Origin of the sequence: Marinobacter sp. MA (assembly GCF_048298425.1) — a bacterium.
GTDB classification, from domain to species: domain Bacteria; phylum Pseudomonadota; class Gammaproteobacteria; order Pseudomonadales; family Oleiphilaceae; genus Marinobacter; species Marinobacter salsuginis.
The window spans coordinates 1,739,776-1,753,211 of sequence record NZ_CP103058.1 but is presented as its reverse complement, the minus strand read 5'-3'; the positions used below and the strand labels follow the sequence as shown (position 1 = coordinate 1,753,211).

13 protein-coding genes are annotated in these 13,436 nt (G+C 58.4%); 4 read left to right on the top strand and 9 right to left on the bottom strand.

Translation table 11 applies throughout. The features are described from left to right. The first annotated feature begins 9 nt into the window (after window positions 1-9). The gene (locus NUW46_RS08210) at window positions 10-567 is read left to right on the top strand and encodes a cob(I)yrinic acid a,c-diamide adenosyltransferase (protein WP_069184559.1); all 558 of its coding nucleotides are present in this window, start codon (window positions 10-12) and stop codon (window positions 565-567) included. Between the two features lie 40 nt (window positions 568-607). On the opposite strand, the gene NUW46_RS08205 is transcribed toward NUW46_RS08210, so the two are convergent. The 4 genes from NUW46_RS08205 to NUW46_RS08190 all read right to left on the bottom strand — a co-directional run bounded on the left by NUW46_RS08205 (window position 608) and on the right by NUW46_RS08190 (window position 6,652). Beyond that, complete coding sequence (locus NUW46_RS08205) at window positions 608-2,638, bottom strand: methyl-accepting chemotaxis protein (protein WP_349343385.1); 2,031 nt, start codon at window positions 2,636-2,638, stop codon at window positions 608-610. Window positions 2,639-2,758: 120 nt separating this feature from the next. After that, window positions 2,759-3,646 (bottom strand): regulatory signaling modulator protein AmpE, encoded by an 888-nt coding sequence (ampE, locus tag NUW46_RS08200; protein WP_418141816.1) that lies wholly within the window; start codon window positions 3,644-3,646, stop codon window positions 2,759-2,761. Then, window positions 3,647-4,216: a 1,6-anhydro-N-acetylmuramyl-L-alanine amidase AmpD gene (ampD, locus tag NUW46_RS08195; protein ID WP_227549517.1), complete on the bottom strand. Its 570-nt coding sequence runs from the start codon at window positions 4,214-4,216 to the stop codon at window positions 3,647-3,649. It abuts the gene before it with no gap. Window positions 4,217-4,342: 126 nt separating this feature from the next. Continuing rightward, a complete protein-coding gene (locus NUW46_RS08190; protein ID WP_418141815.1) occupies window positions 4,343-6,652 on the bottom strand; it encodes a DUF1631 domain-containing protein in 2,310 nt (769 codons plus the stop codon). Window positions 6,653-6,875: 223 nt separating this feature from the next. Here NUW46_RS08190 and nadC point away from each other — a divergent pair, with 223 nt between their 5' ends. Beyond that, the gene (gene nadC / locus NUW46_RS08185) at window positions 6,876-7,715 is read left to right on the top strand and encodes a carboxylating nicotinate-nucleotide diphosphorylase (protein WP_136629649.1); all 840 of its coding nucleotides are present in this window, start codon (window positions 6,876-6,878) and stop codon (window positions 7,713-7,715) included. Here nadC and NUW46_RS08180 read toward each other — a convergent pair whose 3' ends face one another. Genes NUW46_RS08180 through NUW46_RS08160 form a run of 5 tightly spaced genes read right to left on the bottom strand, consistent with a single transcriptional unit; the run spans window position 7,716 to window position 11,536 of the window. Further along, a complete protein-coding gene (locus tag NUW46_RS08180) occupies window positions 7,716-8,051 on the bottom strand; it encodes a YqcC family protein (RefSeq protein WP_069184553.1) in 336 nt (111 codons plus the stop codon). It lies immediately after the preceding gene. A gap of 12 nt (window positions 8,052-8,063) precedes the next feature. Then, window positions 8,064-8,861 (bottom strand): ParA family protein, encoded by a 798-nt coding sequence (locus NUW46_RS08175; protein ID WP_136629648.1) that lies wholly within the window; start codon window positions 8,859-8,861, stop codon window positions 8,064-8,066. Between the two features lie 60 nt (window positions 8,862-8,921). After that, window positions 8,922-9,620, bottom strand: coding sequence for a DnaA regulatory inactivator Hda (gene hda, locus NUW46_RS08170; RefSeq protein ID WP_418141814.1), 699 nt, complete (start codon window positions 9,618-9,620; stop codon window positions 8,922-8,924). After that, window positions 9,617-10,177: a CDP-alcohol phosphatidyltransferase family protein gene (locus NUW46_RS08165; RefSeq protein ID WP_418141813.1), complete on the bottom strand. Its 561-nt coding sequence runs from the start codon at window positions 10,175-10,177 to the stop codon at window positions 9,617-9,619. Before NUW46_RS08165 ends, hda begins: the two co-directional genes overlap by 4 nt. A 21-nt stretch (window positions 10,178-10,198) precedes the next feature. Beyond that, window positions 10,199-11,536: a DUF2066 domain-containing protein gene (locus tag NUW46_RS08160; RefSeq protein WP_418141812.1), complete on the bottom strand. Its 1,338-nt coding sequence runs from the start codon at window positions 11,534-11,536 to the stop codon at window positions 10,199-10,201. A gap of 159 nt (window positions 11,537-11,695) precedes the next feature. Between NUW46_RS08160 and purM the strand changes: the two genes are divergently transcribed. Together purM and purN are read left to right on the top strand one after the other, a co-directional pair. Beyond that, window positions 11,696-12,760: a phosphoribosylformylglycinamidine cyclo-ligase gene (gene purM, locus NUW46_RS08155; RefSeq protein ID WP_222464234.1), complete on the top strand. Its 1,065-nt coding sequence runs from the start codon at window positions 11,696-11,698 to the stop codon at window positions 12,758-12,760. Then, entirely contained in the window at window positions 12,757-13,419 is a 663-nt protein-coding gene (gene purN / locus NUW46_RS08150) for a phosphoribosylglycinamide formyltransferase (RefSeq protein ID WP_418141811.1), read from the top strand. Before purM ends, purN begins: the two co-directional genes overlap by 4 nt. Window positions 13,420-13,436 lie beyond the last annotated feature (17 nt).

Below are 13,436 nucleotides of genomic sequence, written 5' to 3'. Positions count from 1 at the left end.
AGCAGACTGATGGGCAACCGCCTTTCCAAGATTTACACCCGCACCGGCGATGACGGCTCTACGGGCCTGGCCGATGGAAACCGTATTGCCAAGAACGCCCAGCGGGTCGAGGCCATGGGTACCGCTGATGAACTCAACTGCCACATCGGGCTTTTGATCGAGACACTGGACAGCGACGACGAACTGGTGGAAAGCCTGCGCCGTATCCAGCACCATCTATTCGACCTTGGCGGCGAATTTGCCATTCCCGGCAGCCGTGTGATCGGAGACGAACACATTGAATGGTTGGAGGGCACGTTGGACCAGCACAACGAGGGTCTGCCACCACTTAAGAACTTTGTATTGCCAGGCGGTAGCCCCGCTGCCGCCCAGTGTCATCTTGCCCGTGCGGTCTGTCGCCGTGCAGAGCGGGTTGTCGTTGCCCTTGGCCACGAGGATTCCATCAACACCGCATCCCGGCACTACCTGAATCGTCTGTCTGATCTGTTATTCGTCATTGCCCGCGTATTAGCCCGGCGCGAGGGCGGTGAGGAAATTCTCTGGGAACAAAAAAAATCCGGCCTCTAGGGCCGGATTTTTAGTTGTCTCGCTTCAGTTCTGGCGCCAGTCAGACTTTAAAGGCCTCCACCAGACGCTGAAGTGAGGCCGTCAGTTGCGACATTTCCCTCGAGGATCCCAGTGTCTCCTCGGCATTGGCGGCCGTTTTATGGCCCAGTTCACCAATCTGCTCGACACTGGCATTCACGTTTTTCGCAACGGCAGACTGCTCTTCTGCCGCCTGTGCAATCTGGTGGCTCATATCCACGATCACCGAGATGCCTTTGGCGATTCTGTCCAGAGCTTCCGTCACTTCACCAGACTTCTGCACCGTTGTCTCGGTAACATCCCGGCTGTTGGTCATGGCCGACACCGCGTCTTTCACGCCGCTCTGAAGCCGGGAAATCATGCCTTCGATCTCTTCGGTGGATTTATGGGTACGCTGAGAGAGTGAGCGGACCTCATCGGCAACTACCGCAAACCCACGACCCTGTTCACCTGCCCTCGCGGCCTCAATCGCAGCATTCAGGGCCAACAGGTTGGTCTGTTCGGCAATCGCCTTGATCTCTATCAGCACCTGGCTGATGTTGTCGCTGTCCTTGCTGACCCGGTTAATCACTTCCACTGCGCCGGAGATCTCGCCTGCCAGCTTGTTGATGGTTTCTACGGTATCGGCAACGACGCCACGACCGGTCTCGGTGTCCTGCTCGGCGTTGCTGGCGCTGTCTGCCACCCGGTGAGCGCTTTCGGTAACTTCGTGAACCGCCTCGACCATCTGGTTCATGGCTTCGTTGATCTGGCCGCTTTCTTCCATCTGCCGTGCCACGGCTTCGCTGTTGGCCGCCGCAGTATCGTTGACCCGGGTTGCCTGCTGGTCCACATCCGCCGTAGTCCGGCTGACGGAACGGATAAGCTCGGCAATCCGGTCGGTCATGTTATTGAATTCCGTGGTCAGCTCACCCAGTTCGTCGCGATTGCGCAGCATGATGTGGGTGGTCATATCGCCGGCAGCGACGCTGCGAGCCGCTTCGCTGAACCGGTTAATGGCGGTGCGTACAGACATGAAGAAGCCGATATAGAGATAGACCACCACCAGAAGAACAACAACCAGGGCGATGACGATCAGCCGGCGCTGATTGACCTCACTGTTCAGCCGCGCCTGCAGATTCTCGTCGACCACGTTGAAAGCCGCCGCCTTGACCTGATCATAGTGAGCCAGTTGCCCGGACATCAGGTCGTTGTATTCAGTCCAGGGCATTTCCAGGCGCATCGGCGTAATCACGTTCACATCCAGTTGATCCCGAACCACCATCAGGCTCTCATCAACCCGCTGGATGGCATTACCCGCCCGCTCAGCCAAAGCCGGCGATGCCTCAGAGGCCAGGGCCAACGCTGGTGAGAGCAGTGAACTGCGATTGGTCAACTGGTCATAGATTTCGTTCAGCGTTTCGCTCAGCGCATAGCCTACCTGTCCCTCGACCAGGGCATAGATACCGTAGGATTTTGCCTGGCCAATCACGGTGCGGGCTGCCGGCAGTGAGTCGCGGACAAGTCCCAGAATCAACTGATTTTCCCGGGACGCCCCCTGCCCCAGGCCCGAGATTTCAATGGTGGCCGAAAGCAGGGCCTGAGCCTTCTGGACAAATTCCTGGTAATACTTGAACTGCGGATCGAAGTTACCCTGATAGTTGTCTTCAGACCGCAGAGCCTCCCACTCCTGCCGAAGGTCGCTGACCTGCTCGGCCCAGGAGCCAGATGTATCGAAAGAACGCTCCTCGGCAGTCAGGGCCGCCAGCGTATTATCGATCTCACTGGCAGCCTCTTCCGACACCGCCATAATAGCGCTCTCATCCTTGATGATCGCGGGTGAGCGATAATCGCGATAATCCATCGCGGCGTCCACCAGCCGGTCAACCTGCTGAAGCTGCTCAAGCCCCTCGACACCGCGAGTCATGGTCTGTACGGAGCGGTTCAGCTCGGAAATGGCGAGCCAGGACAGCCCACCGATCGGTAACAGGAACAGAATGCTGATGAGACTGAACTTGTAAACCATCGGCAGCCGGTTCATCAGTGCAATGGCGGGATTAATGAGTTGCTTCACAGGGACCCTCGTGCTGGCAAAAAACAACTGAACTCATGTTCTTTTCTTATATTGTCGCCTAAAGTCTTAAAAACTTAAGCATTATTTCTTGTTAAACTGTAATGTTTTATAAAATCCGGCTTAGACAACCCCGGAAATGACCAGCAGAGCGAGCGTGCATATCCAGACCAGCATGCTTCTGTTCAACAAATCCCTTACTGCTCTCAGGCTACGTCCTCCGAACGCTGTCCACTCATCCGGATGAACCCGGGAGAAGCGGGCTGGATCCAGCGCATACCCGGTTAACGACCCGTTGGCCGAAATCATGAGCACCTCCCCGGCTTTTTTGGTCACACCGGTCAGCGTGCGGCGGGTTTCCCGCAGCCAGCCGGCCAGGTCTCCGGCAATTCCGAAGGTCAGGGAAAGAAGCCTGGCAGGGATCCAGCCGGCGAGGTTCGCCAACGCGGAAAAGCGCGGCCTTGCCGGAGCCTGGGGCCACTGATCGGCAAGAGCAACCAGACCGCGGGCTAGAACGGCAAAGCCGATACCACCAACCACGTACCAGAAAGCCACCAGAAAGAAGCGCTGGAACACCGACACCATAAGTGCCTTCGACAGCGAGAGGTGCATGGCCTCGGGAGACACCGCTGCTCCCCGTTCATCGGCCGGCAAAAGATCTTTCACATGATGCCAGGCTGACTGCATATCCCCCCGCTGCCATGCCTCTGCGTAGGCCCGGAGGATCTGTCGCCAGCCAGGCGTTCCCATGAGAACGACCAGAACCAGGAACTCCAGTGGGTAAGCAGCCATTCTCCAGCCGGAGGCGACCAGGAGATATTGCGCAAGCCCGAGCAGAAAGGCCGGTAATAAAACCAGTGCCAGCCCGATACCTATCCCGGACTCACGGCCTGCCCTGACCCGGCTGCCATGCCTGAACCAGCGACGCCAGACCTCGTCACCGGAGAGCAGATCAAGGGAATCCAGACGCCTGCGAACCATGTAAGCCAGCAGAAACACAACAAACACCATTCAGACGTTCCTCCCCGAACCTCTCGCTGCGTGCAGCCCCGCCCGGAAGTACTGCCAGTCGAAGGCCGGCCCCGGATCAGTTTTCCTGCCCGGCGCAATGTCGCAGTGGCCGGTGATACGGTCGGCAGTGATGGCCGGCCAGGCTGCCATAATCAGGTCCGCCACCTCTGCCAACCTACGATACTGTTCAGGGGTGTAAGGGATGTCGTCAGTCCCCTCCAGTTCTATGCCGATGGAGAAATCATTGCATTCGTCCTGACCTTCGAAACACGAACGGCCAGCATGCCAGGCGCGCTCCAGCAGACTGACAAACTGAACCAGAGCACCATCCCGACGAATCAACAGATGGGCGGACACCTGAACGCCCTCGATGGTCTGGAAATATGGGTGCGCGGAGTGATCAAGCCGGTTGCAGAAAAAGTCCTCTATTTCCGGACCGCCAAACTGCCCGGGAGGCAGGCTGATGTTGTGGACGACCAACAGGGAGATGGGCACCCCGTCCGGACGGGGCCCGAAATTTGGCGAGGGACGCCAGCGGGCGAAGGAAATCCGTCCGGTTTCACGAAGCAATCTTGCATCGGTACCGGAATCAGTATGGCGTTCGGCGAAAACGTCTGTATCGGGCAAAGTAATTCCAGATGTATCAGAGGATTACACTCCCTGATTGAATCACAAACTTGCCACGGTTGCTACGAATCAGTCCTTGCGGCTGCTGCGCAGGTTGTCGATGATCGACTCCAGTGCCCGATCAAAGATGAGGCCATCATCGAGCATGCTGATCTTCCCGGCTTCCATGTCGGCAGCGAGTTCCAGACGCAAATACTCGGCCACCTTGGCACCACTGCGGTTGACGAAGATGTACTTGCCAGTGGCTTTGATAAAGGCCGCAAGCTTGCAGCGCACCTTGGTTTCGTCTCGGGTTAGCTCAATCCATGAACCAACTCGCAAGCTTTCCGCCTTTTCCAGCCATTGCGGCGATATCTGAGCCGGATCCGCAGTCTCTGCCATCCCCGCTTTTTCCTCTGGCGCCTCGTTGGCCAGCCCAGAGGCTGCCTGCTCGGGCTCGGCCGGCGCCGGGGTCTGCTTCAACCCCTCGTCTGGCGCCGGAGGAGCCACAGGCGCTTGCAGCGAGCGCTCGGGCTCTGGCTCGGGCAAGTCTTCAGGCTCCGCCAAAGGTTCGGGACGGGACGGCGCGGTCACCAGCCGCTGGAAAACGTCTACGTGGGCCAGTTCCAGGTCACGAATGGCCGCATCGGTGGCAAACGGGTCCCAGGAAATTTCCTGGAGGGCCTTGCGAAGGTCATCCACAATGGCTGGAATCGCACGGAGAAGCTCCCCACGGGTAGAGTCATTGATCGGGCGAGGGTCGACACTCCACACCAGCTGCTCGGTGAGATTCCGGGCGTGTTGCCAGCGGTCGCTTTCCTCACCTTCACGGAGAACCACCCATTGCAGATATTTGGCCCATGCTTCGTTCAGGAGCCCGACAACCGGCTCGGGAATGTCCCGTTGCTCCATCAGTTCCTGTAACAATCCGTCCGCCGCCTGAGAGGCACGCTCCTGCCGGGCTCGACCCTCTTCTGCATCCCGCAGGCGTTGCTCCACGAGCTCACGACGTCTGCGGTCGAGATCCATGAAGTGGCTGAAGTCTTTGAGCAGCTCTTCGAACAAACTGACGTCGGTAGTGAACTCGCCCAGCACCCTGTCCACAACCGATTCGATTTTTTCCCTGAGCGGGTCCCTCTGGCCGGCCTTTTTTTCGGTCCAGCCGATGGCTGACAGCGCCAGTTCGTTAAGCAGCTTACGGACCGGGTGACCGCCGCGATTGAAGAAGTTCTTGTCGCTCAGTGCCACCTTGAGCACCGGAATCTGCAGGCGACCAATCAACGCCTTCATCACAGGATGCAGCTGACGATCCTCAAGGATGAAGTCGAACAACATGGAAACCAGGTTGATCACATCACTGTCTACCTGACCCACGTGCAGACTTTTGCCATCACCTGAGCGCAGGATCGGCTGAAGCTGCTCGTTCAGCGGAACAACGGCATCATCACCCCATTGACGGCTGTTGGACTGTGCCTCGGTAAGGCGCGCCATCAGTCGATCAGTATCAATGTAACCTTCACCGTAAGAGGCAGTACCGCTGGCAGGAGCGGTATCGCCCCGATGCAGCAGCGCACTGAGCTCCGAGAATGTTGCCTGCGATTGAGACATACCCTGGTTCTCTGAAGAAAAACCTGCCTGCCCGCCCGCGCCTGCCGGTGCCGAACTCTCGCCTGTCGGGCGCTGACCCGAGCGAGCGGGCACCCTGCCGGTAGGGGGACGCTTCATGTCGGGCATGACCCCTTCATTAATCAGGGTGCGGTTCGCTTCTTTGTAGAAGTCACCGAGAGTATCGGCAAGCAGGCGATCGAACAGCTTCAAAACCACCAGCTTGGCCCGGATATCGATATCCAGATCGGCACAGGCTTCGGCAACACCGCCACAGATGATTTCCGGACTCAATGGCATCTGCACGTCTTTCAGCTCAATGCCCGGCAACAGGTGCCCGACACGCGCTGTCAGCAGACGGATCTGTTCGGTGTAGCGGTTCCGGAGCTTGTTGATCAGGTTGTCCACAGCAACCTGCTGCTCCAACTGGGAGTGATCAACCAGGCTGAGAGAGTCCTCATCCACGTCCTCCAGGGACCGGGCGCCCTGCTGGGGTTGGAATTTGCCAACTTCATTGAACGCCTGGCTGACGTACTGGAGGATCGAGACCACCATGGACTTGCGGCGAAGCCTGAGCTCGCGCATAGCGTCAAAGTAGGCGGTCTGGTCAAGATTCGTTCCGGCTCTGTCGGCGAGTTCGAACAGGGCATCATCGGCACGATCGAAAAAACTGGCAAGAACGGACTTCAGGGACTGACCCGATGCGTCACGCAGACGAATGAGGGGCGCAGGCAATGAAAACCGGGCGGGCGGCTTCTGGCCTGAAAAGCTGACAACCTTGTTATCGTGCACCATGTCGCTGCTCCGCCTTGTCTTGCAATAATGCCTTTTGGTTTCTCCACTTCACATGATACGAGCTGCCCACGTCAGGTTGTGTCAGATTTTGTCACCTTTTGTGTAGACCTGACGTGCATCACAGTTTAGCAGTCTGGACTCAAGAGTTTGGCGATTCTCTGGCAGCCCTTTAGAATTGGCAGCCTGAAACGCTCACAACCCTCTGCACCGGACACTTTGCCCTATGATCTCCCCAGAACTCCTTCGCCAGGCCCGAATTGAGAATGTTGCCCAGAGCCTGCGGGAAGACATTGGTGATGGTGACATCACGGCCAGGCTGATACCCGCCGACAAACGGGCGAAGGGCCGCGTGATTACCCGGGAAACCGCGACGATTGCAGGAAGGGAATGGGTTAACGAGGTGTTCCGACAAGTGGACCCGTCCGTGGAACTCACCTGGCAGGTATCCGATGGTGATACCGTTTCACCGGACCAGGTGCTGTTTACTATGGAGGGCCCTGCCAGAAGCCTGCTGAGCGCCGAGCGAGCAGCCCTGAACTGGCTCCAGACCCTGTCCGGGGTAGCTACTTCATGCGCCGCTTATGCTGCCCGGGTTGCCCACACCCAGGTTCGCCTGCTGGATACCCGCAAAACCTTGCCAGGTCTGCGTCTGGCCCAGAAATACGCCGTTACCTGTGGCGGTTGCTTCAATCATCGCATCGGCCTTTGGGACGCCTTCCTGATCAAGGAAAATCACATTGCCGCCTGCGGCTCAATCGCCAAGGCCATTGAGGCCGCCCACAGGATTGCGCCAGGCAAACCGGTTGAAGTGGAAACCGAGAACCTCGACGAGCTGGCGCAGGCGCTGAAGGCTGGCGCAGATATCATCATGCTGGATGAATTCTCGCTTGAGGACATGCGAACGGCTGTTGCCACCACTGGGGGCAAGGCAAAGCTGGAGGCCTCCGGGGGCATCAACGCCGACACCCTGGTGCCGGTCGCCGAGACGGGCGTGGACTACATTTCGATCGGGGCGCTGACCAAAGATGTGAAGGCCCTGGATCTGTCTATGAGACTGGACTGATCACCCGTCACTCAGAAGGCGATCGATAGCTTCCAGTTCCCTGACCAGCCGGCTCCCGGACTCCGGCCGTCCCCGGAAGTGCTCCTCGGCCATCGGTGCGATGCCGGAAGCCGAGGGTAACGGGTGATCGTTTTCGATGATCACCTTCATCCGCTCAACGAAGACAAACTGCAGCCACTGGGTGAACTCCAGCGTATCGATACAGAATGGCTGAACGCTCTGGAATGCTTCGTCCGGTGGTGGCTCAGACTCCCAGAGACCCAGCTGCCGCAACTCCATCTCAATGTTCAGAAGGCAGTCTGCAACCTGCCCGATCGGGTTACCGGATTCAGTCATATCAATCTCGCCTCAATCGTTGAGCGGCTCAAGCTCCACGGTTTCACCATGCAGGACCCGGAACAGGTCCTCATACTGGCGTGTCAGTGGGTGCTTGGGCGCCATGTGAATCAGGGGTTGCCGGCTTTGATGGGATTCTTTCATTTTCACGGAGCTTGAGAGCCTTACCGGCAGCATGGGCAAGCCTTCTTCGGTAAGCTCCCTGACCAACTGCTTCGGCAAGCTGGCGCGGGGCTGGAACTGGTTGGCAACAATTCCCTCCACCACAAGGTCCTCGTTGTGATCTTCCTGAAGATCACGAATCTCATTCAGGATGTTGTACAGGGCCTGCCGGGAAAAATCGTCACAATCGAAGGGTATCAGGCAACGCTGGGCGGCAATCAGCGCGGAGCGCGTGTAGAAATTCAACGCGGGCGCCGTGTCGATGTAGATCGCATCGAAGGATTCACCGAGCTTTTTCAGTGCCTCCCTCAGTTTGTAGATCTTGTGCTTCGCTTCCAGCTTGCGTTCCAGGAAGTCCAGCTCCGGGCTGGAAGGCATCACAAACAGGTTCTTGAACGGTGAGGCGTGGACAAATTCATCCGGGCGGCGATTGAAAACCGTAAATGCAACCGTCTGTTCAAGCAGATCGGCGACGGTGTCCTTGAGCTCGCTGGCAGGCTTGCCGAGCAGATAATGGGTGGAGTTTCCCTGGGGATCAAGATCCACAACCAGAGTTCGCTTTCCACGAGCGGCGCTGATGGCTGCGAGGTTACACGTGATACTGGACTTGCCGACACCGCCCTTCTGATTGAATACCACCCGTCTCATTTTTTCTCTCCCTTGATGAACCCGTTATCGTTTTCTGCCCTGCAATGCGTGCCGTCCAGCTCACCAATCCATCACTGTTTTCACAAAGGGGATGGTAAGCCGCCTCTGGGCCTGAAGTGAGTTTTCGTCCAGTATATCCAGAATCCCCAGCAAATCACCGAGCCTCCGCTGTGCCCGGCGCATGATGTAGCTGGCGACGTCATCTGCCATGACCAGCCCCCGCTGCTCTGCCCGGGCCCGTAGAATCTTCAGGCGATCCTCATCCCGGTATATGCCCAACTGGATGACCAACCCGTGACTGAACCTCGAGACCAGATCCGGCAATCCAAAAGGCAGGCTGGCTGGCAAATCAGAGAGACTTACCAACAACAGGCCGCCCCGATCCTGTATCCGGTTATAAAGGTGAAAAATGGCCTCTTCCCATACCTGCTGCCCTGCAATGCGATCGACATCGTCCAGACATACAATGTCATGGCCCTCAAGCCCCGACAGGGCATCGGCACCGAAAGGCTCCAGCTCTGCGATGCTGATACAGACCGCCGTCCTGCCCTGCTGCTCACCCAGGTGGCACACGGCCTGCAAAAGATGACTTTTGCCGGTATCGGCATCACCACACAGAACAACCACCGGAACATCATCAGGCCGATGACACACGGATTCAAGGCGCTGGGCCGCCGTGGTGTTCCTGTCACCGTGAAAGTTATCGAACCGGGCATCATCGCGTAGCTTGACCCCAAGCACCAACTGGGACGCGGTCATGGACGGGTAGCCCTCCAGGCTCGCAAGCTCCATATAATCAGGTAATGCCCGCCGCTGAACACTGCGGAAACAGCCACCAGGAGAATGCCGGCATCCACCACCCAGGGCTGCATCGGCAGGTCCGCCAGCAGCACGATAATGGCAAGGGCGACGAGAATCTGGATAAAGGTATTGATCTTGCCGGGGATGCTTGGCTCCATATCGTATCGGCCAACCTTGTAGTGGTATGCCAGAGCCCCGACAACAATGAGAAGATCGCGACCCAGCACCAGCAAAAACAGCCACACCGGCAGAACGGCGGTGAATGTCAGCATCAGGTAGGCCGTGATCAGCAGGGCCTTGTCCGCGAGGGGATCGGCAATCGCCCCAAGCCTGGAACGCCAGTTGAAATGCCGGGCCAGGAACCCGTCAACCGCGTCGGTACCCGCCGCAAGGAAGAAAATCAGCAACGCCCGGCGATAATCTCCGGCAAGGAGTGCTCCGGCAAAGGGAGCGATCAAGAGGATACGCAGGAACGTCAGGGCATTGGGAATCCAGCGCCAGCGGTGCAAATTCAAAAGACTCCCTCCGGTTACACCTTATTCGCCGCCATCGCTCCCGATGACAGAAGACGGTTGCCAACGATAATACAGAACCTGGTACAGGGATTCGAACGCCTCCTGAGCCTCCTCCTCATCGACGGGCACCGGCTGATAGGTAAACTGGGAGGTTTCTTCGGGCTCAGCCACAGAGGTTTGCTGATCCGAACCCTCCGGTTGGGTTTCCCCGCTCCCGGCTGCAGCTTCTGTTTCCGCGTCCGACGACGTTAACTGCCCCTCTGCTGTCGGCGCGGCACCTGGGCGTTCCGCGGGAACGTCTGACTCCATCGGAACAAAGCGCGGATCCAGGGCGATATACTCGCGAAGCTGGTCCAGCTCACCGGAAAACGCCACGCGCAGGGTAAGCTGTTCATCGCGTACTCGGTGGGCACCGACACTGACGACCGGTGTCAGCCCCTCCAGCACCTTATTGGCTCTTGCATAGTCTTCCAGTGAGGTCACGCCGCGCAAAACAATGTCCACCTGCGGCGAATCCCCCACTTCTGATGCAGCGACTGCATATCGGCTGGCATAGAGCTCGGCCCAGCGATTGATCACGGCCTCCGCCAATGCTTCCGGAGTCTGCGCCGTAACCGACTCTTCACCGGTATTCATGGCCATACCGTCGAACACCCAGCCCGCTCGCCATTGGCCGCCGGTGCGGCTAACCCGAACCAGCGCGAGAACATCGTGATCCAGATCCTCAGAGACGGACTTCACCCGGCCGATAAACTGCCCCCAGATATCCGACAGCAACTCCCGATCAGCGCCAAAATCCGATGGCGGTAATGCAACCGGCAAGCCCCGCTTACCGGCCGCCTCATCGAACGCAGCCCGCCAAAGGTCGGCGCTTTTTTCAGCGGCGCCCGCTTCTTGGCGCGTGACGAGTGTTCTCGAACCACGATCCTCGGCAGCGATCCAGGCCAGCGTGAGCGGCCTGTTGGCGCCCCACACCGGCGCATCGATTGAAGCCAGGGCACGGTTAACACCAACCGCCCCGAAAGACATGCTCAGAACACTCTGGCCGGACTCATCCCGGGCAACCTGATAGGAAAGTAGCAAAGACTCGGCGTCGGACAGCAGTGCGTCAACGCCCTCCATAGCCAGCACCTCACGGGTACCGGAAACCCGGATAAAGACCTGGCTGAGGCCATCGGCATACCCCTGGGCCAGTTGCCCGGGCGAGGATCCTTCCACCGGTACTTTGGCCGAGTACAGGCCGGAGACTGTCACCGCGGTTACCGGGGCGGAAAACCCGACCAGCAGAAAGCTGAACAACGCAAAGAACCACGTCGCGGAAACAGACCTGTGTGCCGGCTTTTGTCCTGATACTGACATGAAACACCCTGCAATTCGCATGAATGGCGCATAGGATACACCATGCCCCAAGGCGTGAGTAGCAGCCACGGATTTCGGAAAAGCAATATACATTTGGAGCGCCACACCGCACCTGTTAAAATCCGCCGCCTGACACACTGGCCAACGGTTAAGTACACCATGAGCGAACAGAAGCCCTCCCTGACCTACCGCGATGCTGGCGTCGATATCGACGCAGGCAATGAACTCGTCAGCCGAATCAAGGACACCGCAGCGCGAACCCGTCGCCCGGAGGTTCTTGGCGGTCTGGGTGGCTTCGGCGCCATGGTCTCGATTCCCGCCGGCTACAACGAGCCTGTTCTGGTTTCCGGCACAGACGGCGTCGGCACCAAGCTCAGACTGGCCATGCAGCTGGACAAGCACGACAGCATCGGTATTGATCTGGTCGCCATGTGCGTGAACGACCTGGTGGTCGGTGGCGCCGAGCCCCTCTTTTTCCTCGACTATTATGCCACCGGCAAACTCAACGTTGATGTTGCTGCACAGGTTGTCGCCGGCATCGGCGAAGGCTGCGAACAGGCCGGTTGCGCGCTGGTAGGTGGAGAAACCGCTGAAATGCCGGGCATGTACGAGGGCGACGACTACGACCTGGCAGGCTTCTGCGTGGGCGTTGCCGAACGCAGCGAAATCATTGATGGCGGCCGGGTTCAGGCCGGCGATGTTCTGATTGCCCTGGGCTCTTCCGGACCTCACTCAAACGGCTATTCCCTGATCCGGAAGATTCTGGAAGTCAGCAACGCCGACCTCGAGCAGCCTATGGGCGACACTACCCTGGCGAATGCCCTGATGGCGCCGACGCGCATCTACGTAAAGAACCTCCTGCAACTGATTCGCGAGGTGGATGTCCGGGCCCTGTCCCACATTACCGGCGGCGGCCTGCCAGAGAATATTCCCAGGGTTCTGCCAAACGGCACCATCGCGGCCATAGACACCGAAAGCTGGTCTCTGCCTCCGGTTTTTGAGTGGCTCAAGAACAATGGCGGCGTGGCCAGTGAAGAAATGTACCGCACGTTCAACTGCGGTATCGGCATGATCGTCTGCGTGCCGGCCAACCAGAAGGAACTCGCCCTGGATACGCTTAAGGCTCTGGGCGAACATGCCTGGCACGTGGGTACGATCGAGCGCGCAGACAGTGAAGAGGCCGATGCCAGCGTTCGCTACGCTCCGGGACTGCTGTCGGCATGAAGGCAGATCAGACTCCGTTACCGAAAATCCTGGTGCTCGCCTCCGGCAGTGGCACCAACCTTCAGGCTCTCATTGAAGCCAGCCGAGAACGGGATTTCCCGGGGCAGATCGTTGCCGTTGGCTGCAACCAGCCCGGAGCATTTGCCCTCGAGCGCGCGGCCCAGGCCAACATCGAAACCTTTGTGGTCAACCACAAGAATTTCGAATCCCGGGATGAGTTCGATGCCTCCCTGATGGCGGAAATCCTCCGCTACAATCCGGATGTGATTGTTCTGGCAGGCTTCATGCGTATTCTGACCACCGACTTTGTCCGGGCTTTCCGGGGCAAGATGCTGAACATTCACCCCTCATTGCTGCCCAAGTACACCGGACTCAACACGCACCGCAGGGCACTGGAAGCAGGTGATAGGGTTCACGGCGTCTCTATCCACTTCGTCACCGAAGAGCTGGATGGCGGCCCGGTCATTGCCCAAGCAGAGGTGTCGATTGCTTCCGATGACACACCCGAAAGCCTCGCGGAAAAGGTACAGGTCAAGGAGCACATCCTTTACCCTATCGTTGTGCGCTGGTTCTGCGAAGGCCGGATTCAACTGGGCAGCGATTATGTGCTGTTCGACGGTGAACCGCTGAACGCGCCTATGCGCCTGCCGGACAACTGATACCTCCCCTGAACGAA

What these genes read in the sequence shown, in the direction of transcription:
- NUW46_RS08210 (WP_069184559.1), top strand. Translation starts at nt 10, where the DNA reads ATGGGCAACCGCCTTTCCAAGATTTACACCCGCACCGGCGATGACGGC.
- ampE (WP_418141816.1), bottom strand. Translation starts at nt 3,646, where the DNA reads ATGGTGTTTGTTGTGTTTCTGCTGGCTTACATGGTTCGCAGGCGTCTG.
- NUW46_RS08190 (WP_418141815.1), bottom strand. Translation starts at nt 6,652, where the DNA reads ATGGTGCACGATAACAAGGTTGTCAGCTTTTCAGGCCAGAAGCCGCCC.
- nadC (WP_136629649.1), top strand. Translation starts at nt 6,876, where the DNA reads ATGATCTCCCCAGAACTCCTTCGCCAGGCCCGAATTGAGAATGTTGCC.
- NUW46_RS08180 (WP_069184553.1), bottom strand. Translation starts at nt 8,051, where the DNA reads ATGACTGAATCCGGTAACCCGATCGGGCAGGTTGCAGACTGCCTTCTG.
- NUW46_RS08175 (WP_136629648.1), bottom strand. Translation starts at nt 8,861, where the DNA reads ATGAGACGGGTGGTATTCAATCAGAAGGGCGGTGTCGGCAAGTCCAGT.
- hda (WP_418141814.1), bottom strand. Translation starts at nt 9,620, where the DNA reads ATGACCGCGTCCCAGTTGGTGCTTGGGGTCAAGCTACGCGATGATGCC.
- NUW46_RS08160 (WP_418141812.1), bottom strand. Translation starts at nt 11,536, where the DNA reads ATGTCAGTATCAGGACAAAAGCCGGCACACAGGTCTGTTTCCGCGACG.
- purM (WP_222464234.1), top strand. Translation starts at nt 11,696, where the DNA reads ATGAGCGAACAGAAGCCCTCCCTGACCTACCGCGATGCTGGCGTCGAT.
- purN (WP_418141811.1), top strand. Translation starts at nt 12,757, where the DNA reads ATGAAGGCAGATCAGACTCCGTTACCGAAAATCCTGGTGCTCGCCTCC.